The sequence below is a fragment of the Mesorhizobium newzealandense genome (assembly GCF_042682145.1).
Lineage (GTDB): Bacteria > Pseudomonadota > Alphaproteobacteria > Rhizobiales > Rhizobiaceae > Mesorhizobium > Mesorhizobium newzealandense.
Window position 1 is genome coordinate 655,903 of the sequence record NZ_JBHUGZ010000007.1, and the last position, 22,637, is coordinate 678,539.

Below are 22,637 nucleotides of genomic sequence, written 5' to 3' on the forward strand. Positions count from 1 at the left end.
GAGACGGGTGAAGACCGGACAACGGAGCGACTGCTCCAATGAAAGGTTCGAACCGTGTTTGCCTTTTGTCTGCGCATCGCCGGCTTGGCCGTCGATGTGGCGAAAGGGGGCAGGATCCTCGAGCGTCGTTCGGGAGATCCGTTACTGGATGGCCCGGCCGACAAAAGGCAACCCGACGCCTGTCCTCGTGAATGGGAATGTTCCCGCTAAGAGGATGGGGGGTCAACTGGAGATAGGCAGTGGACAGAGCGGAAAAACGCGAACTCGTCACGGGCCTGAACGGTGCGTTCTCGAACGCAGGTTCAGTGGTCGTGGCCCACTACGCCGGTATCACCGTCGCGCAAATGAACGACCTTCGGTCGAAAATGCGCGCCGCCGGTGGCACCGTCAAAGTCGCGAAGAACCGTCTCGCCAAAATCGCTCTTCAGGGCACGGACTCCGCATCGATCATCGACCTGTTCAAGGGACAGACGCTGATCGCTTATTCGGAGGATCCGATTGCGGCGCCGAAGGTCGCGTCCGATTTCGCCAAGGGAAATGACAAGCTCGTCATTCTCGGTGGCGCAATGGGCACCACCTCGCTCAACGCCGACGGTGTGAAGGCACTCGCCACACTTCCGTCGCTCGATGAGCTGCGCGCCAGGCTGGTTGGCATGATCGCCACGCCGGCAACCCGGATCGCCCAGATCGTCAATGCGCCAGCGGCTTCGGTCGCGCGCGTCATCGGCGCTTACGCCCGGAAGGACGAGGCGGCATGAGGCCGTTCCTCGCTATCACAAACACACGTTCGAACCTGATGAAGGAATACAACAATGGCTGATCTCGCAAAGATCGTAGACGACCTTTCGAAGCTGACCGTCCTCGAGGCGGCCGAGCTGTCGAAGCTTCTGGAAGAAAAGTGGGGCGTTTCCGCCGCTGCTCCGGTGGCTGTTGCCGCCGCTGGCGGTGGTGCGGCTGCTGCTGCTCCGGCCGAGGAAAAGACGGAATTCGACGTCGTCCTCACCGAAGCAGGCGCTCAGAAGATCAACGTCATCAAGGAAGTCCGCGCCATCACCGGTCTTGGCCTCAAGGAAGCCAAGGATCTGGTCGAAGCGGCTCCGAAGCCGGTCAAGGAAGGCGTTTCCAAGGCCGACGCTGACAAGTTCAAGGCCCAGCTGGAAGCAGCCGGCGCCAAGGTCGACCTGAAGTAAGCGTAAAAGCGGCGGACGGCCTCGCGCCGTCCGCCACTCCCTTCGCCTGGAGGGAGCACGCGTAGCGCGAGACGTACGAGAACCTCTTTCCTGAGGGCCGAAAATCGGCCTTCAGGAAACGGGTTTTCTCCCGTTTTAGCCGGCCGCCGACAGGCGCCGGGAAAACAGACAGAGGGTCGCCGCCCAGGTGGCCCAGAATGCAAGGCGAGCCGCGGCGAGGCTCGTCCCGAGTTTAGAGCTAAGGAGCGACGATGGCCCAGACCCAGACTTTCAATGGCCGCAGACGCGTACGCAAGTTCTTCGGAAAGATCCCGGAAGTTGCGGAGATGCCGAACCTGATCGAGGTTCAGAAGGCATCCTATGACCAGTTCCTGATGGTGGCGGAGCCCAAGGGTGGGCGTCCGGACGAGGGACTGCAGGCCGTTTTCAAGTCGGTCTTCCCGATCTCCGATTTTTCCGGCTCCTCGATGCTGGAGTTCGTGAAGTACGAGTTCGAAGGACCGAAATTCGACGTTGACGAATGCCGTCAGCGCGACCTCACCTATGCCGCGCCGCTCAAGGTGACGCTGCGCCTCATCGTGTTCGATATCGACGAGGATACCGGCGCCAAGTCGATCAAGGACATCAAGGAGCAGGACGTCTACATGGGCGACATGCCGCTCATGACCCTGAACGGCACCTTTATCGTCAACGGCACCGAGCGCGTCATCGTCTCGCAGATGCACCGTTCGCCGGGCGTCTTCTTCGACCATGACAAGGGCAAGTCGCACTCGTCGGGCAAGCTTCTGTTTGCCGCGCGCGTCATCCCCTATCGCGGCTCGTGGCTCGACATCGAGTTCGACTCCAAGGATGTCGTGCACGCCCGCATCGACCGCCGCCGCAAGATTCCGGTGACGTCGCTGCTGATGGCGCTCGGCATGGACGGCGAAGAGATCCTGTCGACCTTCTACAACAAGATCACCTACAAGCGCGCCGGCGACCACTGGCGCATTCCGTTCAACGTCGAGCGTTTCCGCGGCCTCAAGGCCGTCGGCGACCTGGTCGACGCCGATACGGGCGAAGTCGTTGTCGAAGCCGGCAAGAAGATCACCGCCCGCCAGGCCAGGGCGCTTGGCGAAAAGGGTCTCAAGGCGATCAAGGCGACCGACGAGGATCTGCTTGGCAACTACCTGGCCGAGGACATCGTCAACTACGCCACCGGCGAGATCTTCCTCGAAGCTGGTGACGAGATCGACGAGAAGACGCTGAAGGTGCTGCTCGGCACCGGCGAAAACGAGATCAAGGTTCTCGACATCGACCACGTCAATGTCGGCGCCTATATCCGCAACACGCTCAACGTCGACAAGAACGAGAGCCGCCAGGACGCGCTGTTCGACATCTATCGTGTGATGCGCCCCGGCGAGCCGCCGACGCTCGAAACCGCCGAAGCCATGTTCAACTCGCTGTTCTTCGACAGCGAGCGCTACGATCTGTCGGCTGTCGGCCGCGTCAAGATGAACATGCGTCTCGAGCTCAAGGCCGAGGACACCGTGCGCGTGCTGCGCAAGGACGACATCCTGGCCGTGGTCAGGACGCTGGTCGAACTGCGCGACGGCAAGGGCGAAATCGACGACATCGACAACCTCGGCAACCGCCGCGTGCGTTCGGTCGGCGAGCTGATGGAAAACCAGTACCGCGTCGGCCTGCTGCGCATGGAGCGCGCGATCAAGGAGCGCATGTCCTCGATCGAGATCGACACGGTGATGCCGCAGGACCTGATCAACGCCAAGCCGGCGGCTGCCGCCGTGCGCGAGTTCTTCGGCTCCTCGCAGCTGTCGCAGTTCATGGATCAGACCAACCCGCTGTCGGAGATCACCCACAAGCGTCGCCTCTCGGCGCTTGGACCGGGCGGTCTGACCCGCGAGCGTGCCGGCTTCGAGGTGCGCGACGTGCACCCGACGCATTACGGCCGCATCTGCCCGATCGAGACGCCGGAAGGCCCGAACATCGGTCTGATCAACTCGCTGGCCACCTTCGCACGCGTCAACAAGTACGGCTTCATCGAGAGCCCGTACCGCAAGATCGTCGACGGCAAGCTGACCAATGACGTCGTCTATCTCTCGGCGATGGAAGAAGCGAAGCACCATGTCGCGCAGGCCAATGCCGAGCTCGACAAGAATGGCGGCTTCGTCGACGAGTTCGTCATTTGCCGCAGTGCCGGCGAAGTGATGATGGCACCGCGCGAAAACGTCGATCTGATGGACGTGTCGCCCAAGCAGATGGTGTCGGTGGCCGCGGCCCTGATCCCGTTCCTCGAGAACGACGACGCCAACCGCGCGCTGATGGGCTCGAACATGCAGCGTCAGGCCGTGCCGCTGGTGCGCGCCGAGGCGCCGTTCGTCGGCACCGGCATGGAGCCGATCGTTGCTCGTGACTCGGGCGCCGCCATCGGCGCTCGCCGCGGCGGCATCGTCGATCAGGTGGACGCGACGCGTATCGTTATCCGCGCCACCGAAGATCTCGATCCGGGCAAGTCCGGCGTCGACATCTACCGGCTGATGAAGTTCCAGCGTTCGAACCAGAACACCTGCATCAACCAGCGTCCGCTGGTCCGCATGGGCGACCGGGTCAACAAGGGCGACATCATCGCCGACGGTCCGTCGACCGAGCTCGGCGATCTGGCGCTCGGCCGCAACGTGCTGGTCGCGTTCATGCCGTGGAATGGCTACAACTACGAGGACTCGATCCTCTTGTCCGAGCGCATCGTCGCCGACGACGTCTTCACCTCGATCCATATCGAGGAGTTCGAGGTCATGGCGCGCGATACCAAGCTCGGTCCGGAGGAAATCACGCGCGATATTCCGAACGTCTCGGAAGAAGCGCTGAAGAACCTTGACGAAGCCGGCATCGTCTATATCGGTGCCGAAGTTCAGCCGGGCGACATCCTGGTCGGCAAGATCACGCCGAAGGGCGAAAGCCCGATGACGCCGGAAGAGAAGCTTCTGCGCGCCATCTTCGGTGAAAAGGCATCGGACGTTCGCGACACCTCGATGCGCATGCCTCCGGGCACCTTCGGCACCGTCGTCGAGGTGCGCGTCTTCAATCGCCACGGTGTGGAGAAGGACGAGCGCGCCATGGCGATCGAGCGCGAGGAGATCGAACGCCTCGCCAAGGACCGCGACGACGAGCAGGCCATTCTGGACCGCAACGTCTACGCGCGTCTTTCCGACGTGCTCGTCGGCAAGGAAGCGATCGCTGGACCGAAGGGCTTCAAGAAGGGCTCGACGCTGTCCAAGGATACGCTCGACGAGTATCCGCGTTCGCAGTGGTGGCAGTTTGCGGTGGAGAACGAAAAGCTCCAGAGCGAACTGGAAGCCCTGCGTGGCCAGTACGACGACTCCAAGAAGGCGCTCGAACAGCGCTTCATGGACAAGGTCGAGAAGGTCCAGCGCGGCGACGAAATGCCTCCGGGCGTCATGAAGATGGTCAAGGTCTTCGTGGCCGTGAAGCGCAAGATGCAGCCGGGCGACAAGATGGCCGGCCGTCACGGCAACAAGGGTGTCGTGTCGCGGATCGTTCCGGTCGAGGACATGCCTTTCCTCGAGGACGGCACGCATGCCGATATCGTGCTCAACCCGCTGGGTGTGCCGAGCCGCATGAATGTCGGCCAGATCCTGGAAACGCATCTGGGCTGGGCTTGCGCAGGCATGGGCAGGAAGATCGGCGATCTGATCGACGCGTACAAGGTGGCGGGCGACATCAAGCCGCTGCGCAAGACGCTCGAGAGCTTCATTCCGGCCAACGACCGCAACGAGCCGGTCCGCGACTATGACGACGAGAGCATCGTTCGCCTCAGCGAGCAGATGCGCCGCGGCGTCTCGATCGCGACCCCGGTGTTCGACGGCGCGCACGAGGCTGACATCAACATCATGCTGGAGCAGGCGGGCCTGCACACCAGCGGTCAGTCGCAGCTCTATGACGGACGCACGGGCGAACCGTTCGATCGCAAGGTGACGATGGGCTACATCTACATGCTCAAGCTTCACCATCTCGTGGACGACAAGATCCACGCGCGTTCGATCGGACCGTACTCGCTCGTCACCCAGCAGCCGCTGGGCGGCAAGGCGCAGTTCGGTGGCCAGCGCTTCGGCGAAATGGAGGTCTGGGCGCTGGAAGCATACGGCGCCGCCTACACGCTGCAGGAAATGCTGACGGTGAAGTCGGACGACGTCGCCGGCCGCACCAAGGTCTACGAGGCGATCGTCCGTGGCGACGACACCTTCGAGGCCGGCATCCCCGAGAGCTTCAACGTTCTCGTCAAGGAAATGCGGTCTCTCGGCCTCAACGTCGAGTTGGAGAACACCAAGCTCGACGACAACCCTGTCCGGCTGCCCGACGCGGCCGAGTAAGCAAGACGCCCGGCCGCGGGAAACCGCGACCGGGCGCACCAATTCTTCGGCCGGTGGCCGACACAAGACGGCGGGCGTTTGGCCCGCGCTAGATGCAAGGGGTTTTCGAGGACCCCGAAAAGGAGAACGGCATGAACCAAGAGGTCATGAATCTCTTCAATCCGCAGGCGCCTGCGCAGGTGTTCGATTCCATCCGGATATCGCTTGCCAGCCCTGAGAAGATTCTGTCCTGGTCGTTCGGCGAGATCAAGAAGCCGGAGACCATCAACTACCGCACCTTCAAGCCGGAGCGTGACGGTCTGTTCTGCGCGCGCATTTTTGGCCCGATCAAGGACTATGAGTGCCTGTGCGGCAAGTACAAGCGCATGAAGTACAAGGGCGTCATCTGCGAGAAGTGCGGCGTCGAAGTCACGCTGTCGCGCGTTCGCCGCGAGCGCATGGGCCATATCGAGCTCGCCGCGCCCGTCGCCCATATCTGGTTCCTGAAGTCGCTGCCGTCGCGCATCGGCACGCTGCTCGACATGACCCTGAAGGACATCGAGCGCGTCCTCTACTTCGAGAACTACATCGTCACCGAGCCTGGCCTCACCGCGCTGAAGGAGCACCAGCTGCTCAGCGAGGAAGAGTACATGATCGCCGTCGACGAATACGGCGAGGACTCGTTCACCGCCATGATCGGCGCCGAGGCCATTCACGACCTTCTGGCCGGCATGGACCTGGAGAAGATCGCCGGCGACCTGCGTTCGGAACTGGCTTCGACCACCTCCGAGCTGAAGCAGAAGAAGTATCTGAAGCGGCTCAAGGTCGTCGAGAACTTCATGGAATCCGGCAACCGTCCGGAATGGATGATCATGAAAGTGGTTCCGGTGATCCCGCCGGACCTGCGTCCGCTCGTCCCGCTGGACGGCGGCCGTTTCGCCACCTCGGATCTGAACGACCTCTATCGCCGCGTCATCAACCGCAACAACCGTCTGAAGCGGCTGATCGAGCTGCGCGCCCCCGGCATCATCGTGCGCAATGAAAAGCGCATGCTGCAGGAAGCCGTCGATGCGCTGTTCGACAACGGCCGTCGCGGCCGCGTCATCACCGGCGCCAACAAGCGTCCGCTGAAGTCGCTGTCCGACATGCTCAAGGGCAAGCAGGGCCGGTTCCGTCAGAACCTGCTCGGCAAGCGCGTCGACTATTCCGGCCGCTCGGTCATCGTCACCGGTCCGGAGCTCAAGCTGCACCAGTGCGGCCTGCCGAAGAAGATGGCACTCGAACTGTTCAAGCCCTTCATCTACGCCCGTCTCGACGCCAAGGGTTACTCCTCGACCGTCAAGCAGGCCAAGAAGCTGGTCGAGAAGGAACGTCCGGAAGTCTGGGATATCCTCGACGAGGTCATCCGCGAGCATCCGGTGCTGTTGAACCGCGCGCCGACGCTGCACCGTCTTGGCATCCAGGCGTTTGAGCCGATCCTGATCGAAGGCAAGGCGATCCAGCTGCATCCGCTGGTCTGCACGGCCTTCAACGCCGACTTTGACGGCGACCAGATGGCCGTTCACGTGCCGCTGTCGCTGGAAGCGCAGCTTGAAGCCCGCGTGCTGATGATGTCGACCAACAACATCCTGCACCCGGCTTCCGGCGCGCCGATCATCGTGCCGTCGCAGGACATGGTTCTGGGTCTCTATTATCTCTCGATCGTCAACCAGAACGAGCCGGGCGAGGGCATGGTGTTTGCCGACATGGGCGAACTCCAGCACGCGCTCGAGACCAAGGCGGTGACGCTGCACTCCAAGATCCGCGGTCGTTTCCGGACGGTCGATGCCGACGGCAAGGTCGTGTCGAAGATCCATGAGACGACGCCTGGCCGCATGATCATCGGCGAGCTGCTGCCGAAGAACGTCAACGTGCCTTACGAGACCGCCAACCAGGAGATGACCAAGAAGAACATTTCCAAGATGATCGACACCGTCTACCGCCACTGCGGTCAGAAGGAGACGGTCATTTTCTGCGATCGCATCATGGCGCTTGGCTTCAGCCATGCCTGCCGCGCCGGCATTTCGTTCGGCAAGGACGACATGCTGATCCCGGACGCCAAGATCAAGCTGGTCTCCGACACCGAGGCTTTGGCCAAGGAATACGAGCAGCAGTACAATGACGGCCTGATCACCCAGGGCGAGAAGTACAACAAGGTCGTCGACGCCTGGGCCAAGTGCTCGGAAAAGGTCGCCGACGAAATGATGGCCCGCATCAAGGCGGTCGAGTTCGAAGACAATGGCCGTCAGAAGCCGATGAACTCGATCTACATGATGTCGCACTCCGGTGCGCGTGGCTCGCCCACCCAGATGCGCCAGCTCGCCGGCATGCGCGGCCTGATGGCGAAGCCGTCGGGTGAAATCATCGAGACGCCGATCATCTCGAACTTCAAGGAAGGCCTGACCGTGCTCGAGTACTTCAACTCGACCCACGGCGCCCGCAAGGGTCTGGCCGATACCGCCTTGAAGACGGCGAACTCGGGCTACCTCACCCGTCGTCTGGTCGACGTGGCGCAGGACTGCATCGTCAACTCCGTCGACTGCGGCACCGACAAGGGCCTCACCATGCAGCCGATCGTCGATGCCGGCCAGGTTGTCGCTTCCGTTGGCCAGCGCGTGCTGGGTCGTACGTCGCTGGACGACATCAACCATCCGGTGTCGGGCGAGATTCTGGTCAAGGCCGGAACGCTGATGGACGAGCGTGACGTGGAAAAGATCGAAAAGGCCGGCGTGCAGTCGGTCCGCATCCGCTCGGCACTGACCTGCGAGGTCAGGGTTGGCGTCTGCGCGGTCTGCTACGGACGCGATCTTGCCCGCGGCACCCCGGTCAACCAGGGCGAAGCTGTCGGCGTCATCGCGGCGCAGTCGATCGGCGAGCCGGGCACCCAGCTCACCATGCGTACCTTCCACATGGGCGGTACGGCGCAGGTGGTGGACAGCTCGTTCCTTGAAGCCTCCTACGAGGGCAAGGTCGAGATCCGCAACCGCAACGTGGTGCGCAACTCCGACGGCCAGCAGATGGTCATGGGCCGCAACATGGCGGTGCTGATCCTCGACGAAACCGGCAAGGAGCGCGCCACGCACCGTCTCACCTATGGTTCGCGTATCTTCGTGGACGATGGTGACAAGGTGAAGCGCGGTCAGCGTATCGCCGAGTGGGATCCCTACACCCGCCCGGTCCTCACCGAAATCGAGGGCAGGGTGTCGTACGAGGATCTGGTCGACGGCATTTCCGTTCAGGAAACGGCCGACGAGTCGACCGGCATCACCAAGCGTGAGGTCATCGACTGGCGCTCGACGCCACGCGGCAACGACCTCAAGCCGGCGATTGCCATCCAGGACGCCAAGGGCAAGGTCGGCAAGCTGTCGAAGGGCGGCGACGCCCGCTTCCTGCTCTCGGTCGAGGCCATTCTTTCGGTCGAGCCGGGTGCTCAGGTTCGCCCCGGCGACGTGCTGGCGCGTATCCCGATGGAAAGCGCCAAGACAAAGGACATCACCGGCGGTCTGCCGCGTGTTGCCGAACTGTTCGAGGCACGCCGTCCGAAGGATCACGCCATCATCGCCGAGATCGACGGCACGATCCGCTTCGGCCGCGACTACAAGAACAAGCGTCGCATCATCATCGAGCCGCATGACTCGACGCTTGAGCCGGTCGAATACCTGATCCCGAAGGGCAAGCCGTTCCATCTCCAGGACGGCGACGTCATCGAGAAGGGCGACTACATCCTCGACGGCAATCCTGCGCCGCACGACATCCTGGCGATCAAGGGCGTGGAGGCACTTGCTTCCTACCTCGTCAACGAGATCCAGGAAGTCTACCGTCTGCAGGGCGTGTCGATCAACGACAAGCACATCGAGGTGATCGTTCGCCAGATGCTGCAGAAGGTCGAGATCACCACGCAGGGCGACTCGACCTACATTCCGGGCGACCACGTCGACGTGATCGAGCTGGAAGAGGTCAACGAGCGTCTGATCGAGGACGGCAAGAAGCCGGCCGAAGGCCAGCCGGTGCTCCTGGGCATCACCAAGGCATCGCTGCAGACGCCGTCCTTCATCTCGGCCGCCTCCTTCCAGGAGACGACCAGGGTGCTGACGGAAGCCGCGGTTGCCGGCAAGACCGACATGCTGCAGGGGCTGAAGGAAAACGTCATCGTCGGCCGGCTTATCCCGGCCGGCACCGGCGGCACGATGAGCCAGATCCGGCGCATCGCCACCTCGCGCGACGAACTGATCATCGACGAGCGCCGCAAGGCCTCCGGTGTGGAAGTCGCCGAGCCGATGCTGGCCGACATGACAACCGCCGCGCAGTAAGCGCGGCGGCCAACAAAAAAATAGAGCGGTTCATTGTTTCAATGAACCGCCCTAGGAATCTCAGGCAACAAGGCCGTCGGGGCAACCCGGCGGCTTTTTCGTTTACGAGCGCCTGTCGCCGTTGGTATTCATGGCAACGAGCAAGACCAAGGAATCCGGAATTGGACGAAGCTGCCCTTTGGGATTCGATAAACGCTGGCCGGGACCGCATGAACTTTGCGCAGAAAAGGCTCTGGGACGCGATCAGGATCAATCCTGAAAGATGGACTCACATCTCGGCTAATGAAGCCGAGCATAGCTTCTGGGTTGTTGCGTTGATCGGGCAGAACGTCGTCTCTTACAACGACTTCGAACACGGCTTTGACCGTTCGACTTTCATCCGCTTTGGCGAAATCGCTGAACTCGGCTGGGGGCAGGCCGATCTCGACGCAACGGTTCAGGACATTCTGAACGAACTTGAATTCGGACATCCGACAACGTCACGTGTTTCCGCTCCGCAACCCGGAGAGTTTCCCGATCCCAATAGCAAGATAGACCGCTGACCAGGCGATCTTGCCGGAATTCGCCGGCGCTCAGTCGAAAAACGCCTCGACCACATTGCGCTTGCCGAGCATGAAGGCGTCGGCAACATGCTGCAGCGGCGTCAGATCGACATCGGAGGTGCCGGCCCGGACAATCTCGGCAAAGCGCTTGTAGAGCATCGGGTATTCCGCTTCCGGTTCGTCATGGACGACGCGGCCGTCGATGGCGAGCTTCGAGCCGCCGCCTGAAAGCACCATCGCGCCCTTGTCGGTGTCGGCGACAATGTCCCAGCTTTGCGGGCCGGTCTGGAGCCAGTCGAGATCCATCGTCACCGGCAATCCGTTCGAAGTCCGGAAGGTGACGTGTGCCGCGACCGGGGCGGCACGGTTCTCTGGAAAATCAAGCACGGCCGAGGTGATGAACATCGCCGGCAGGATGTGGGTCGCGATCGACAGCGCATTGATGCCGGGATCGAAGACGCCGAAGCCGCCAGGCGTCCAGATCCACTCCTGGTTCGGATGCCAGCGGCGCACGTCTTCCTTCCAGTTGATGGCGGCGGACTTGATCTTGGCAGAACTCAGGAAGGCGCGCGCGGCCTCGACCGCCGGCGCATAGCGCGAATGCCAGCTGGCAAACAGCGAGACGCCGTTCTTCACGGCCAATGCCTTCAGATTCTCGACCTCGCTGACCGTGGCGCCGGGCGGCTTCTCCAGGAAGACGTGCTTTTGCGCTTCCAGCGCTGTGCGCGCCGCGTCGTAACGAAACTGCGGCGGCATGCAGAGCGAGACAGCCTCGAGCTCCGGCACTGCGCCGAGCATGGCTTCGATATCAGGAAAATTCGGGATGTTTTCCACCTTGCCATGCCGGCTGGCGGCCGCGATGAGGCGATAGTCCTGGTCTTTCGCCAGGGCCGGCAGGTGCTGGTCGCGGACGATCTTGCCGACACCGACAATGCCAATCTTGATGGGCTGGGACACGGCCGCTCCGTCTGTTGAATGATGGTGGTGGTTTCTTAGCAGAAGACTTGCCCCCGGCAAGCCGAAGCCGCCAAGCCGAAGCCGAAAAGTCAGCCCCAGCTTTCCTCGAACGGCAAGGTCAGTTTTCCCCCCGCCAGAAAGGCCTCGATCACCGGCTCGAAAGGCGAGGGGTCGAGGCTGTTCGCGGCCAGCCATTCGTCGGAATAATAGGTGTTGGCATAGCGGTCGCCGGAATCGCAGATCAGTGTCACCAGCGAACCGGTCTTGCCTTCCTCGATCAGGCGCTTGGCCTGAAAGCACATGGCGATGAAATTGGTGCCGGTCGAACCGCCGACACGGCGGCCGAGCCGGCGCGACAACACCCGCATCGCCGCCAGCGAGACCGCGTCGGGCACGCGCAGCATATGATCGATGACGCCGGGCACGAAGGACGGCTCCATGCGCGGCCGGCCGATACCCTCGATCCGCGACGGCTGTTCGCAGCGGCAATTGCGATCGTGCGTGGCATAGCCGTCAAAGAAGGCGGAGCGCTCGACATCGGCAACCGACAGCCGTGTCGCATGCTGCTTGTAGCGCAGGAAACGGCCGATCGTGGCGGTGGTGCCGCCGGTGCCGGCGCTCATCACGATCCAGGCCGGGATCGGATGCCGCTCTTCACGCATCTGCCCGAAAATCGATTCGGCGATGTTGTTGTTGCCGCGCCAGTCGGTGGCGCGCTCGGCATGGGTGAACTGATCCATGAAATGGCCGCCGAGCCGCTCGGTGAGTTCGGACGACTCGGCATAGATGCGCCGGCCGTCGTCGATGAAGTGACAGTTGCCGCCATAGTGCTCGATCGCAGTGATCTTTTCGCGCGACGTCGAGCGCGGCATCACGGCATAGAACGGCACGCCGATCATGCGGGCAAAATACGCTTCCGACACCGCGGTTGAGCCCGATGATGCTTCGATCACCGGCGCGCCTTCGCGGATCAGGCCGTTGCACAGCGCATAGAGAAACAGCGAACGCGCCAGCCGGTGCTTGAGGCTGCCGGTCGGATGGGTCGATTCATCCTTGAAATAGAAGTCGATGCCGGCCAGTGCCGGCAGGTCAAGCTTCCACAGATGGGTGTCGGCCGAGCGGCGCTGGTCGGCCTCGATTGCCGCGACCGCCCGGTCGGCCCAGGCCCGGGACGCAGGTCCAACCGCTTTTGGTCCGGCCATCATCGGCATCCTGGTTTCAGATCGGCACGTCGAACGTAACGATCGACACTTCGCCTTCGAGCGCGCCCTGGAAGGCGGAAAGATGCGGCTCTTCGTCGGGCACGCCGTCCATGTCGCCGATCTGGTCGAGCTCCGCCTCGGCGTAACCTTCCGCCGCGAGCGATTCGAGCGCCCGGCGCACCGCCGAATCGTCGTCGGGGGGCGACCAGCATCACATGCACGCCTTCGGGCTTGCCGCCCTTTTTCTTCCACACCCGGCCAGTGATGATGGTGACCGGGCGCTCCTCATTGTCGTTCACGGGCCGATTCCTCCGGGCGAGGGGATTTGTACTGTTCATGCCGCCTTTTTCGCATGAAGCCTTGCCGTGCAACAGCCAAAAGCCGGTCACTTTCTTCCTCGGGCTTGCAAAATGGCGAAAGAAAATTACATGCGGTTTTCGCATGGCTGCCAAGCCCCGGCTTCAATGCAATATTTGGCGCTCCGGGGTTGACGGTTCGCGGGCTTACGAGTAGAAGCCGCCCAGTCAGAACCGATGTGAGGCTCTCCCTTCCGAAGCGACACGCTTTGGAGTTTGCCTCAAACAGGGTTCGTTTTACGAGCGAAAAGACATTTCCGGCGTGCACGAAGCGGCTTCCGCTTCCTCTGCCATTTGTTCGGGCAAGACCGCGAGGCGCGGTTTATGGCCCGAATTTGCGTATGGAAATGACGCTTTGAGCGGCCCTGACCGGGCGAGACACGGAATTGAGAGACAAGAGGGTTTAATGCCTACCGTCAACCAGCTGATCCGCAAGCCGCGCATTGCGCCGGTGAAGCGCAACAAGGTCCCGGCCATGCAGCAGAACCCGCAGAAGCGGGGCGTCTGCACGCGCGTCTATACAACGACGCCGAAGAAGCCGAACTCGGCGCTGCGCAAGGTGGCCAAGATCCGCCTGACCAATGGTTTTGAAGTGATCGGGTACATCCCCGGTGAAGGTCACAACCTTCAGGAACACTCCGTGGTCATGATCCGCGGCGGCCGCGTCAAGGATCTTCCGGGCGTCCGCTACCACATCATCCGCGGCGTGCTCGACACGCAGGGTGTGAAGAACCGCAAGCAGCGCCGTTCGAAGTACGGCGCCAAGCGTCCGAAGTGACCGAAGCGTAGCGAAGGTCATCCCGGGCAAGCATCCGGGATCAAGGCCACCACGCATAATTGAGGCAGAGAAAAAATGTCGCGTCGTCACAGTGCAGAAAAGCGTGAGATCAATCCGGACCCGAAGTTCGGCGATCTGATCGTCACCAAGTTCATGAACGCCGTCATGTATGACGGCAAGAAGTCGGTTGCCGAGACCATCGTCTATGGCGCGCTCGACCAGGTTCAGTCGAAGACCAAGCAGGAGCCGGTCACCGTCTTCCATCAGGCGCTCGACAATGTCGCGCCGCATGTGGAAGTGCGTTCGCGCCGTGTCGGTGGCGCCACCTATCAGGTTCCGGTCGACGTGCGCCCCGAGCGCCGCCAGGCGCTGGCCATTCGCTGGCTGATCGCCGCAGCCCGCAACCGCAACGAGACGACCATGGTCGACCGCCTCTCCGGCGAGCTGATGGACGCGGCCAACAACCGCGGCACCGCCGTCAAGAAGCGTGAAGACACCCACAAGATGGCTGAAGCCAACCGCGCTTTCGCGCACTACCGCTGGTAAAGCGCGAACGAGACTGAGAGGCAGCTACCATGGCCCGCGAATACAAAATCGAAGACTACCGCAATTTCGGTATCATGGCGCATATTGACGCCGGCAAGACGACGACCACCGAGCGCGTCCTCTATTACACGGGCAAGTCGCACAAGATCGGCGAAGTCCACGACGGCGCTGCCACCATGGATTGGATGGAGCAGGAGCAGGAGCGCGGCATCACCATCACGTCCGCCGCGACCACGACCTTCTGGAAGGGTCGTAGCGGCAAGATGTACCGCTTCAACATCATCGACACTCCCGGACACGTCGATTTCACCATCGAAGTCGAGCGTTCGCTGCGCGTGCTCGACGGCGCCATTGCGCTGCTCGATGCCAATGCCGGTGTCGAGCCGCAGACGGAAACCGTCTGGCGCCAGGCCGACAAGTACCGCGTTCCGCGCATGATCTTCTGCAACAAGATGGACAAGATCGGCGCCGACTTCTACCGCTCGGTCGAGATGATCGGTTCGCGCCTCGGTGCGCATGCCGTCGTCATGCAGTTGCCGATCGGCGCCGAGACCGAGTTCAAGGGCGTTGTCGACCTCGTCGAGATGAACGCGCTGGTGTGGCGCGACGAGACGCTGGGCGCTGCCTGGGACGTCGTCGAGATCCCGGCCGACCTCCAGGCTCGTGCCGAGGAATACCGCGAGAAGATGATCGAAGCCGCCGTCGAAATGGACGAGACGGCACTCGAGAATTACCTCGAAGGCAAGATGCCGTCGAATGACGAGATCCGCGCGCTGATCCGCAAGGGCACCATCGCGGTGAAGTTCTACCCGATGTTCTGCGGCTCGGCCTTCAAGAACAAGGGCGTGCAGCCGCTGCTCGACGCCGTCGTCGAATATCTGCCGTCGCCGGCCGATGTTCCGGCCATCAAGGGCGTCGATGCCAAGACCGACGCCGAGATCGAGCGTCACGCCGACGACAACGAGCCACTGTCGATGCTCGCCTTCAAGATCATGAACGACCCGTTCGTCGGTTCGCTCACCTTTGCCCGCATCTACTCGGGCAAGCTCACCAAGGGCATCTCGGTCGACAACACCGTGAAGGGCAAGAAAGAGCGCATCGGCCGCATGCTGCAGATGCATGCCAACTCGCGCGCCGACGTCGAAGAGGCTTTTGCCGGCGACATCGTCGCTCTGGCTGGCCTCAAGGACACGACCACTGGCGACACGCTCAGCGATCCGCTGCATCCGGTCATCCTCGAGCGCATGGAATTCCCGGATCCGGTCATCCAGATCGCGATCGAGCCGAAGACCAAGAACGACCAGGAAAAGATGGGCCTCGCGCTTCACCGCCTGGCCGCCGAGGATCCGTCCTTCCGCGTCAAGACCGACGAGGAAAGCGGCCAGACCATCATTTCCGGCATGGGCGAACTTCACCTCGACATCATCGTCGACCGCATGCGTCGCGAGTTCAAGGTCGAGGCCAATGTCGGCGCGCCGCAGGTGGCCTATCGCGAGACGATCACCCGCCGGCACGAGCAGGATTACACGCACAAGAAGCAGACCGGCGGTACCGGTCAGTTCGCCCGGGTCAAGATCGTCTTCGAACCTAACCCGGACAGCAGCGAATTCGAGTTCGAAACCAAGATCGTCGGCGGTGCCGTTCCGAAGGAATACATCCCCGGTGTCGAAAAGGGCATCAACAGCGTCATGACCTCGGGTCCGTTCGCGGGCTTCCCGATGATTGGCGTCAAGGCGACGCTGATCGACGGCGCTTACCACGACGTTGACTCCAGCGTTCTGGCCTTCGAAATCGCCGGCCGCGCGTGCTTCCGTGAAGCCGCACCCAAGCTTGGCGTGCAGTTGCTTGAGCCGATCATGAAGGTCGAAGTGGTGACGCCGGAAGACTACGTCGGCAGCGTCATCGGTGACCTGAACGGCCGTCGCGGCCAGATCCAGGGCCAGGAAGCACGTGGCGTGGCAGTGGTCATCAACGCGATGGTGCCGCTCGCCAATATGTTCAAGTACGTCGACAACCTGCGTTCGATGAGCCAGGGCCGCGCGGCCTACACGATGCAGTTCGATCACTATGAGCCTGTGCCGACTGCGGTCGCCCAGGAAGTACAGAAGAAATACGCGTAACTCGAACGGGTTGCAGCAGTAACTTAATTCAAGGCCCGCACGGGCGAGCAGGATTGGAGACATCACATGGCAAAAGGTAAATTCGAGCGTAACAAGCCTCATGTGAACATCGGCACGATTGGTCACGTTGACCATGGCAAGACGTCGCTGACGGCAGCGATCACGAAGTATTTTGGCGAATACAAGCGCTACGACCAGATCGACGCGGCACCTGAGGAGAAGGCGCGCGGCATCACGATCTCGACGGCGCATGTCGAATACGAGACGGCCAACCGCCACTACGCTCACGTCGACTGCCCCGGCCACGCCGACTATGTGAAGAACATGATCACCGGTGCCGCGCAGATGGACGGCGCGATCCTGGTTGTGTCGGCTGCCGACGGCCCGATGCCGCAGACCCGCGAGCACATCCTGCTGGCCCGTCAGGTCGGCGTGCCGTCGATCGTGGTGTTCCTGAACAAGGTCGACCAGGTCGACGACGCCGAGCTGCTCGAACTGGTCGAGCTCGAGGTTCGCGAGCTTTTGACCAAGAACGAGTTCCCCGGCGACGACATTCCGATCGTCAAGGGTTCGGCGCTTGCGGCTCTGGAAGATTCCGACAAGAAGATCGGCGAGGACGCGATCCGCGAGCTGATGGCTGCGGTTGATGCCTACATCCCGACGCCTGTTCGTCCGCTCGACAAGCCGTTCCTGATGCCGATCGAGGACGTGTTCTCGATCTCGGGCCGTGGCACGGTCGTGACCGGCCGCGTCGAGCGTGGCGTGGTCAAGGTCGGCGAGGAACTCGAGATCATCGGCATCCGTCCGACGACCAAGACGACCTGCACCGGCGTCGAGATGTTCCGCAAGCTGCTCGATCAGGGCCAGGCTGGCGACAACATCGGCGCGCTGCTGCGCGGCGTTGACCGTGAAGGTGTCGAGCGCGGCCAGGTTCTGGCCAAGCCGGGCACGGTGAAGCCGCACAAGAAGTTCGTGGCTGAAGCCTACATCCTGACCAAGGACGAGGGTGGCCGTCACACGCCGTTCTTCACCAACTACCGTCCGCAGTTCTATTTCCGCACGACGGACGTGACCGGCATCGTTTCGCTGCCGGAAGGCACCGAGATGGTGATGCCGGGCGACAACATCACGGTCGATGTCGAGCTGATCGTGCCGATCGCCATGGAAGAGAAGCTGCGCTTCGCTATCCGTGAAGGCGGCCGCACCGTCGGTGCCGGCATCGTCGTCACCATCAAAGAGTAATTTGGACTTAAACCGATCTGTCGCGGGCGCAGGAGTTGCCCGCGCCGCGCCAGAACAAGGAAGTGACGCATGAACGGACAGAATATCCGCATCCGCCTGAAGGCGTTTGATCACCGCGTGCTCGACGCCTCGACGAAGGAAATCGTGTCGACGGCCAAGCGCACCGGTGCCAACGTCCGCGGCCCCATTCCGCTGCCGACGCGGATCGAAAAGTTTACGGTCAACCGGTCGCCTCACGTCGACAAGAAGAGCCGCGAGCAGTTCGAGATGCGCACGCACAAGCGTCTGCTCGACATCGTCGATCCGACCCCGCAGACGGTCGATGCTTTGATGAAGCTCGATCTGGCCGCCGGTGTGGACGTCGAGATCAAGCTCTAAGGGAATGAGAGCGCGGTAAGGGGCGGTGCCCCTGGCCCGGAACTCTAAAGGAATTGAACCGATGCGTTCAGGTGTGATTGCAAAGAAGGTGGGAATGACCCGCATCTACAACGATGCCGGGGAACATGTTCCCGTCACCGTTCTCCAGATGGAGAACTGTCAGGTCGTGGCGCAGCGCACGCAGGAGAAGAATGGCTACACCGCCGTTCAGCTCGGCGTTGGCCTTGCCAAGGTGAAGAACACGTCGAAGGCGATGCGCGGCCATTTCGCGACCGCTTCCGTCGAGCCGAAGGCGAAGGTCGCCGAGTTTCGCGTCTCCGCCGACAACATGATCGATGTCGGCGCCGAGATCACCGTCGAGCATTTCGTCCCCGGCCAGAAGGTCGATGTGACGGGCACGACGATCGGCAAGGGTTTCCAGGGCGTCATCAAGCGCCACCACATGGGCGGTGGTCGTGCAACGCACGGTAACTCGGTCTCGCACCGTACGCACGGTTCGACCGGCCAGCGCCAGGACCCGGGCAAGGTGTTCAAGGGCAAGCATATGGCTGGCCACATGGGCGACACCCGCGTCACCACGCAGAATGTCGAGATCGTTTCGACCGACGCCGACCGCGGCCTGATCCTGATCCGCGGTGCGGTTCCCGGATCGAAGGGCGCCTGGATCCTGGTCCGCGATGCGGCCAAGGTGGCACTGCCGGCCAATGCGCCGAAGCCTGCCGCGATCCGCGCCGTTGCTAAGAACGAGGCTCCGGCCACAGAGGGAGCGGAATAATGGATCTCAAGATCACAACGCTTGGCGGCAAGGACGCCGGCAAGGTGGAACTCTCCGAAGAGATTTTCGGCCTTGATCCGCGCGAAGACATCCTGCAGCGAGTCGTGCGCTGGCAGCTCGCCAAGAAGCAGCAGGGCACGCACAAGGCCAAGGGCCGCGCCGAGATCGCGCGCACCGGCGCCAAGATGTACAAGCAGAAGGGTACGGGCCGCGCTCGTCACCATTCGGCACGCGCTCCGCAGTTCCGCGGCGGCGGCAAGGCTCACGGCCCGGTCGTTCGTAGCCATGAGCACGAGCTGCCGAAGAAGGTTCGCGCGCTCGGCCTCAAGCATGCTCTCTCGGCCAAGGCCAAGAGCGCGTCGATCATCATCATCGACGAGCTGAAGCTGACCGAGGCCAAGACCAAGGCGCTGATCGCGAATTTCGCGACGCTGGGCCTGACCAACGCTTTGGTGATCGGCGGTGCCGAGCTTGACAAGAACTTCAAGCTGGCGGCGACGAACATCCCCAACATCGACGTGCTGCCCATCCAGGGCATCAACGTCTACGACATTCTGCGCCGCGGCACGCTGGTCCTTTCGAAGGCCGCCGTCGAGGCTCTCGAGGAGCGCTTTAAATGACCGACCTTCGTCATTACGACGTGATCGTCTCGCCGGCGATCACCGAAAAGTCGACCATGGCCTCCGAGAACAACCAGGTCGTCTTCAACGTCGCCAAGAAGGCGTCGAAGCCGGAAATCAAGGCCGCCGTCGAAGCGCTGTTCGGCGTCAAGGTGATGGCCGTGAACACGCTTGTCCGCAAGGGCAAGATCAAGCGCTTCCGCGGCACGATCGGCCGCCAGAGCGACGTCAAGAAGGCGATTGTGACGCTGGCCGACGGCCAGTCGATCGACGTCGCGACGGGTCTCTGAGCAAGGCCGCGAGGACAGAACAATGGCACTGAAAAAATTCAACCCGGTAACGCCGAGCACCCGCCAGCTGGTCATCGTCGACCGCTCGGGCCTCTATAAGGGCAAGCCCGTCAAGGGTCTGACCGAGGGCCTGACCAAGTCGGGCGGCCGCAACAATCACGGTCGCATCACCGCCCGCTTCATCGGTGGTGGCCACAAGCGTTCGTACCGCATCATCGACTTCAAGCGCCGCAAGTTCGACGTTGTCGGCACGGTCGAGCGCATCGAATACGATCCGAACCGCACCGCCTTCATCGCGCTGATCAAGTATGACGATGGCGAGCTGTCCTACATCATCGCTCCGCAGCGTCTGGCTCCCGGCGACAAGATCGTGTCCGGTGAAGCCGTCGACGTGAAGCCGGGCAATGCGATGCCGCTGGCCTCGATGCCGGTCGGCACCATCGTCCACAACATCGAGCTGAAGCCGGGCAAAGGCGCTCAGGTTGCCCGTTCGGCAGGCGGTTATGGCCAGCTGGTCGGTCGTGACCAGGGCATGGCGATCCTGCGCCTCAACTCGGGCGAGCAGCGTGTCGTTCACGGCTCCTGCATGGCCACCGTCGGTGCCGTGTCCAATCCGGACCACGGCAACATCAATGACGGCAAGGCCGGCCGCACGGTTTGGCGTGGCAAGCGTCCGCACAATCGCGGCGTGACCATGAACCCGGTCGACCATCCGCACGGCGGCGGCGAAGGCCGCACCTCGGGTGGCCGCCATCCGGTTTCGCCCTGGGGCAAGCCGACCAAGGGCAAGAAGACGCGGTCCAACAAGGCGACCGACAAGTTCATCCTGCGCTCGCGCCATCAGCGCAAGAGCTAAGAAGAGGTAACGCCAAGTGACTCGTTCTATTTGGAAAGGCCCCTTCATCGACGGCTACCTTCTCAAGAAGGTGGACAAGGTTCGTGAAGGTGGTCGCAATGAGGTGATCAAGATGTGGAGCCGTCGCTCCACCATCCTGCCGCAGTTCGTCGGCTTCACCTTCGGTGTCTACAACGGCCAGAAGCATGTTCCCGTTTCGGTGAACGAGGACATGGTCGGTCACAAGTTCGGTGAATTCGCTCCGACCCGGACCTATTACGGTCACGGCGCGGATAAGAAGGCGAAGAGGAAATAATCATGGGCAAGGCCAAAGCTCCGCGCAGGCTTGCTGACAACGAAGCGCGCGCCGTATTGCGCACGATCCGTATCAGCCCGCAGAAGCTGAACCTCGTTGCCGCGCTGATCCGCGGCAAGAAGGTCGCGACAGCGCTTTCCGATCTCGAATTCTCGGCCAAGCGGATTTCCGGCACGGTCAAGAAGACTCTGGAATCGGCAATCGCCAACGCGGAAAACAACCACGACCTAGACGTCGATGCACTGATCGTGGCGGAAGCCTATGTCGGCAAGTCGATCGTCATGAAGCGGTTCCATGCCCGTGGCCGTGGTCGCGCCAGCCGTATCGAGAAGCCGTTCTCGCACCTCACGATCGTCGTTCGTGAAGTCGAAGAAAAAGGGGAGGCCGCATAATGGGCCAGAAAGTCAATCCGATCGGTCTTCGCCTCGGCATCAACCGCACCTGGGATTCGCGCTGGTTCGCGAACACCGGCGAGTATGGCAAGCTGCTGCATGAGGACATCAAGATCCGCAAGTATCTTGAGAAGGAACTCAAGCAGGCGGCGATCTCGAAGGTCGTCATCGAGCGCCCGCACAAGAAGTGCCGCGTCACCATCCATGCCGCGCGCCCGGGTCTGATCATCGGCAAGAAGGGCGCCGACATCGAGAAGCTTCGCAAGAAGCTGATGGAGATGACGAAGTCCGAGACGCACCTCAACATCGTTGAAGTGCGCAAGCCTGAAATCGACGCGACCCTGGTCGCGCAGTCGATCGCCCAGCAGCTCGAGCGTCGTATCGCCTTCCGTCGCGCCATGAAGCGCGCCGTGCAGTCGGCGATGCGCCTCGGTGCCGAAGGCATCCGCATCAACTGCGCCGGCCGTCTTGGCGGCGCCGAGATCGCGCGCATGGAATGGTACCGCGAAGGCCGCGTGCCGCTGCATACGCTGCGTGCGGACGTCGACTACGGCACGGCCGAAGCGCATACCGCCTATGGTATCTGCGGCGTCAAGGTCTGGGTGTTCAAGGGCGAGATCCTCGAGCACGACCCGATGGCTTCGGAGCGTCGTGCGACCGAGGGCGATGCTGCACATGGCGGTGGTGGTGATCGCGAACGCGGTCGTCGTCGCGAAAACGCCTGAGACATTTAGGAATTTGGAGTTAGAACGATGCTGCAGCCAAAGCGCACAAAGTTCCGCAAGCAGTTCAAGGGCCGTATCCATGGTACCGCAAAGGGCGGCACCAACCTGGATTTCGGTGGTTTCGGGCTGAAGGCGCTTGAGCCGAACCGCGTCACCGCACGTGAGATCGAGGCGGCCCGCCGCGCGATCACGCGTGAAATGAAGCGCGCCGGTCGCGTCTGGATCCGTATTTTCCCGGACGTGCCGGTCACTTCGAAGCCGACCGAAGTCCGCATGGGTAAGGGCAAGGGCGCGGTCGACTACTGGGCGGCGCGCGTCAAGCCGGGCCGCATCATGTTCGAGATCGACGGCGTCAATGAAGAAACCGCCCGTGAGGCACTGCGTCTCGGCGCGGCCAAGCTCTCGGTCAAGACGCGCTTCGTGCAGCGCATCGCAGAATAAGGACGGGCTGATCATGAAAGCCGAAGACATCCGGACCAAGACCCAGGACCAGCTGACCGACGATCTGGCCAGCCTGAAGAAGGAGCAGTTCAACCTGCGCTTCCAGAAGGCCACCGGCCAGCTCGAGAAGACCGCGCGCGTGAGACAGGTCCGCAAGGACATTGCGCGTATCAAGACCATCGCTGCGGAAAAGTCCGCGGCTAAGAAGGCTTAAGG

The 22,637-nt window shown here is 62.2% G+C and carries 21 protein-coding genes and 1 pseudogene; 19 read left to right on the forward strand and 3 right to left on the reverse strand.

What is annotated here, in order from left to right:
- Positions 1-239: 239 nt before the first annotated feature.
- From rplJ to ACFSOZ_RS12070, 5 genes are all read left to right on the forward strand, one after another.
- Positions 240-758, forward strand: a complete 519-nt coding sequence (gene rplJ, locus ACFSOZ_RS12050) for a 50S ribosomal protein L10 (protein WP_095089664.1) — start codon at positions 240-242, stop codon at positions 756-758.
- Between the two features lie 54 nt (positions 759-812).
- The gene (gene rplL / locus ACFSOZ_RS12055; protein WP_095089666.1) at positions 813-1,190 is read left to right on the forward strand and encodes a 50S ribosomal protein L7/L12; all 378 of its coding nucleotides are present in this window, start codon (positions 813-815) and stop codon (positions 1,188-1,190) included.
- Between the two features lie 251 nt (positions 1,191-1,441).
- Positions 1,442-5,578, forward strand: a complete 4,137-nt coding sequence (gene rpoB / locus ACFSOZ_RS12060) for a DNA-directed RNA polymerase subunit beta (RefSeq protein WP_379097691.1) — start codon at positions 1,442-1,444, stop codon at positions 5,576-5,578.
- 131 nt (positions 5,579-5,709) lie between these two features.
- Positions 5,710-9,906, forward strand: coding sequence for a DNA-directed RNA polymerase subunit beta' (gene rpoC / locus ACFSOZ_RS12065; RefSeq protein ID WP_379097694.1), 4,197 nt, complete (start codon positions 5,710-5,712; stop codon positions 9,904-9,906).
- 161 nt (positions 9,907-10,067) lie between these two features.
- Positions 10,068-10,448, forward strand: coding sequence for a hypothetical protein (locus tag ACFSOZ_RS12070; protein ID WP_379097696.1), 381 nt, complete (start codon positions 10,068-10,070; stop codon positions 10,446-10,448).
- A 30-nt stretch (positions 10,449-10,478) separates the two neighbouring features.
- Here ACFSOZ_RS12070 and ACFSOZ_RS12075 read toward each other — a convergent pair whose 3' ends face one another.
- From ACFSOZ_RS12075 to ACFSOZ_RS12085, 3 genes and pseudogenes are all read right to left on the reverse strand, one after another.
- Positions 10,479-11,405 carry a Gfo/Idh/MocA family protein gene (locus tag ACFSOZ_RS12075; RefSeq protein ID WP_379097699.1) on the reverse strand — a complete coding sequence of 309 codons (927 nt, stop codon included), beginning with the start codon at positions 11,403-11,405 and terminating at the stop codon, positions 10,479-10,481.
- Between the two features lie 89 nt (positions 11,406-11,494).
- Positions 11,495-12,607, reverse strand: coding sequence for a PLP-dependent cysteine synthase family protein (locus ACFSOZ_RS12080; RefSeq protein ID WP_379097702.1), 1,113 nt, complete (start codon positions 12,605-12,607; stop codon positions 11,495-11,497).
- A gap of 16 nt (positions 12,608-12,623) precedes the next feature.
- Positions 12,624-12,906, reverse strand: a pseudogene (locus ACFSOZ_RS12085) (transcriptional regulator).
- A gap of 463 nt (positions 12,907-13,369) precedes the next feature.
- On the opposite strand from ACFSOZ_RS12085, the gene rpsL reads away from it, so the two are divergent.
- The 14 genes from rpsL (at position 13,370) to rpmC (ending at position 22,635) form a co-directional block, all read left to right on the forward strand.
- Complete coding sequence (gene rpsL / locus ACFSOZ_RS12090; RefSeq protein ID WP_006333356.1) at positions 13,370-13,741, forward strand: 30S ribosomal protein S12; 372 nt, start codon at positions 13,370-13,372, stop codon at positions 13,739-13,741.
- A gap of 75 nt (positions 13,742-13,816) precedes the next feature.
- A complete protein-coding gene (gene rpsG / locus ACFSOZ_RS12095; protein ID WP_008875664.1) occupies positions 13,817-14,287 on the forward strand; it encodes a 30S ribosomal protein S7 in 471 nt (156 codons plus the stop codon).
- A 29-nt stretch (positions 14,288-14,316) separates the two neighbouring features.
- Positions 14,317-16,407, forward strand: a complete 2,091-nt coding sequence (gene fusA / locus ACFSOZ_RS12100) for an elongation factor G (RefSeq protein WP_379078891.1) — start codon at positions 14,317-14,319, stop codon at positions 16,405-16,407.
- A gap of 66 nt (positions 16,408-16,473) precedes the next feature.
- Positions 16,474-17,649 (forward strand): elongation factor Tu, encoded by a 1,176-nt coding sequence (gene tuf, locus ACFSOZ_RS12105; protein ID WP_013531404.1) that lies wholly within the window; start codon positions 16,474-16,476, stop codon positions 17,647-17,649.
- Positions 17,650-17,718: 69 nt separating this feature from the next.
- A complete protein-coding gene (gene rpsJ / locus ACFSOZ_RS12110) occupies positions 17,719-18,027 on the forward strand; it encodes a 30S ribosomal protein S10 (RefSeq protein WP_010909272.1) in 309 nt (102 codons plus the stop codon).
- A gap of 61 nt (positions 18,028-18,088) precedes the next feature.
- On the forward strand, positions 18,089-18,802 hold the full coding sequence (rplC, locus tag ACFSOZ_RS12115; RefSeq protein ID WP_379097705.1) for a 50S ribosomal protein L3: 714 nt from the start codon (positions 18,089-18,091) through the stop codon (positions 18,800-18,802).
- Complete coding sequence (gene rplD / locus ACFSOZ_RS12120) at positions 18,802-19,422, forward strand: 50S ribosomal protein L4 (protein WP_006333366.1); 621 nt, start codon at positions 18,802-18,804, stop codon at positions 19,420-19,422. Before rplC ends, rplD begins: the two co-directional genes overlap by 1 nt.
- On the forward strand, positions 19,419-19,712 hold the full coding sequence (locus ACFSOZ_RS12125) for a 50S ribosomal protein L23 (RefSeq protein WP_379097707.1): 294 nt from the start codon (positions 19,419-19,421) through the stop codon (positions 19,710-19,712). The genes rplD and ACFSOZ_RS12125 overlap by 4 nt, the downstream gene beginning before the upstream one ends.
- A 22-nt stretch (positions 19,713-19,734) precedes the next feature.
- Positions 19,735-20,568 carry a 50S ribosomal protein L2 gene (gene rplB, locus ACFSOZ_RS12130; RefSeq protein WP_027026960.1) on the forward strand — a complete coding sequence of 278 codons (834 nt, stop codon included), beginning with the start codon at positions 19,735-19,737 and terminating at the stop codon, positions 20,566-20,568.
- Positions 20,569-20,584: 16 nt separating this feature from the next.
- Entirely contained in the window at positions 20,585-20,863 is a 279-nt protein-coding gene (rpsS, locus tag ACFSOZ_RS12135; RefSeq protein ID WP_006205463.1) for a 30S ribosomal protein S19, read from the forward strand.
- A 2-nt stretch (positions 20,864-20,865) separates the two neighbouring features.
- A complete protein-coding gene (gene rplV / locus ACFSOZ_RS12140; RefSeq protein ID WP_006205462.1) occupies positions 20,866-21,255 on the forward strand; it encodes a 50S ribosomal protein L22 in 390 nt (129 codons plus the stop codon).
- Positions 21,255-21,980, forward strand: a complete 726-nt coding sequence (gene rpsC / locus ACFSOZ_RS12145; RefSeq protein WP_023672753.1) for a 30S ribosomal protein S3 — start codon at positions 21,255-21,257, stop codon at positions 21,978-21,980. Before rplV ends, rpsC begins: the two co-directional genes overlap by 1 nt.
- A gap of 27 nt (positions 21,981-22,007) precedes the next feature.
- The gene (rplP, locus tag ACFSOZ_RS12150) at positions 22,008-22,421 is read left to right on the forward strand and encodes a 50S ribosomal protein L16 (protein ID WP_013531427.1); all 414 of its coding nucleotides are present in this window, start codon (positions 22,008-22,010) and stop codon (positions 22,419-22,421) included.
- A 13-nt stretch (positions 22,422-22,434) separates the two neighbouring features.
- A complete protein-coding gene (gene rpmC, locus ACFSOZ_RS12155; protein ID WP_006205459.1) occupies positions 22,435-22,635 on the forward strand; it encodes a 50S ribosomal protein L29 in 201 nt (66 codons plus the stop codon).
- Positions 22,636-22,637: the final 2 nt, after the last annotated feature.

Bases quoted from the DNA above. Each gene is read 5' to 3' on its own strand.
- rplL (WP_095089666.1), top strand. From the start codon at position 813: ATGGCTGATCTCGCAAAGATCGTAGACGACCTTTCGAAGCTGACCGTC.
- rpoB (WP_379097691.1), top strand. From the start codon at position 1,442: ATGGCCCAGACCCAGACTTTCAATGGCCGCAGACGCGTACGCAAGTTC.
- rpoC (WP_379097694.1), top strand. From the start codon at position 5,710: ATGAACCAAGAGGTCATGAATCTCTTCAATCCGCAGGCGCCTGCGCAG.
- ACFSOZ_RS12080 (WP_379097702.1), bottom strand. From the start codon at position 12,607: ATGGCCGGACCAAAAGCGGTTGGACCTGCGTCCCGGGCCTGGGCCGAC.
- rpsL (WP_006333356.1), top strand. From the start codon at position 13,370: ATGCCTACCGTCAACCAGCTGATCCGCAAGCCGCGCATTGCGCCGGTG.
- rpsG (WP_008875664.1), top strand. From the start codon at position 13,817: ATGTCGCGTCGTCACAGTGCAGAAAAGCGTGAGATCAATCCGGACCCG.
- fusA (WP_379078891.1), top strand. From the start codon at position 14,317: ATGGCCCGCGAATACAAAATCGAAGACTACCGCAATTTCGGTATCATG.
- tuf (WP_013531404.1), top strand. From the start codon at position 16,474: ATGGCAAAAGGTAAATTCGAGCGTAACAAGCCTCATGTGAACATCGGC.
- rpsJ (WP_010909272.1), top strand. From the start codon at position 17,719: ATGAACGGACAGAATATCCGCATCCGCCTGAAGGCGTTTGATCACCGC.
- rplC (WP_379097705.1), top strand. From the start codon at position 18,089: ATGCGTTCAGGTGTGATTGCAAAGAAGGTGGGAATGACCCGCATCTAC.
- rplD (WP_006333366.1), top strand. From the start codon at position 18,802: ATGGATCTCAAGATCACAACGCTTGGCGGCAAGGACGCCGGCAAGGTG.
- ACFSOZ_RS12125 (WP_379097707.1), top strand. From the start codon at position 19,419: ATGACCGACCTTCGTCATTACGACGTGATCGTCTCGCCGGCGATCACC.
- rplB (WP_027026960.1), top strand. From the start codon at position 19,735: ATGGCACTGAAAAAATTCAACCCGGTAACGCCGAGCACCCGCCAGCTG.
- rplV (WP_006205462.1), top strand. From the start codon at position 20,866: ATGGGCAAGGCCAAAGCTCCGCGCAGGCTTGCTGACAACGAAGCGCGC.
- rpsC (WP_023672753.1), top strand. From the start codon at position 21,255: ATGGGCCAGAAAGTCAATCCGATCGGTCTTCGCCTCGGCATCAACCGC.
- rplP (WP_013531427.1), top strand. From the start codon at position 22,008: ATGCTGCAGCCAAAGCGCACAAAGTTCCGCAAGCAGTTCAAGGGCCGT.
- rpmC (WP_006205459.1), top strand. From the start codon at position 22,435: ATGAAAGCCGAAGACATCCGGACCAAGACCCAGGACCAGCTGACCGAC.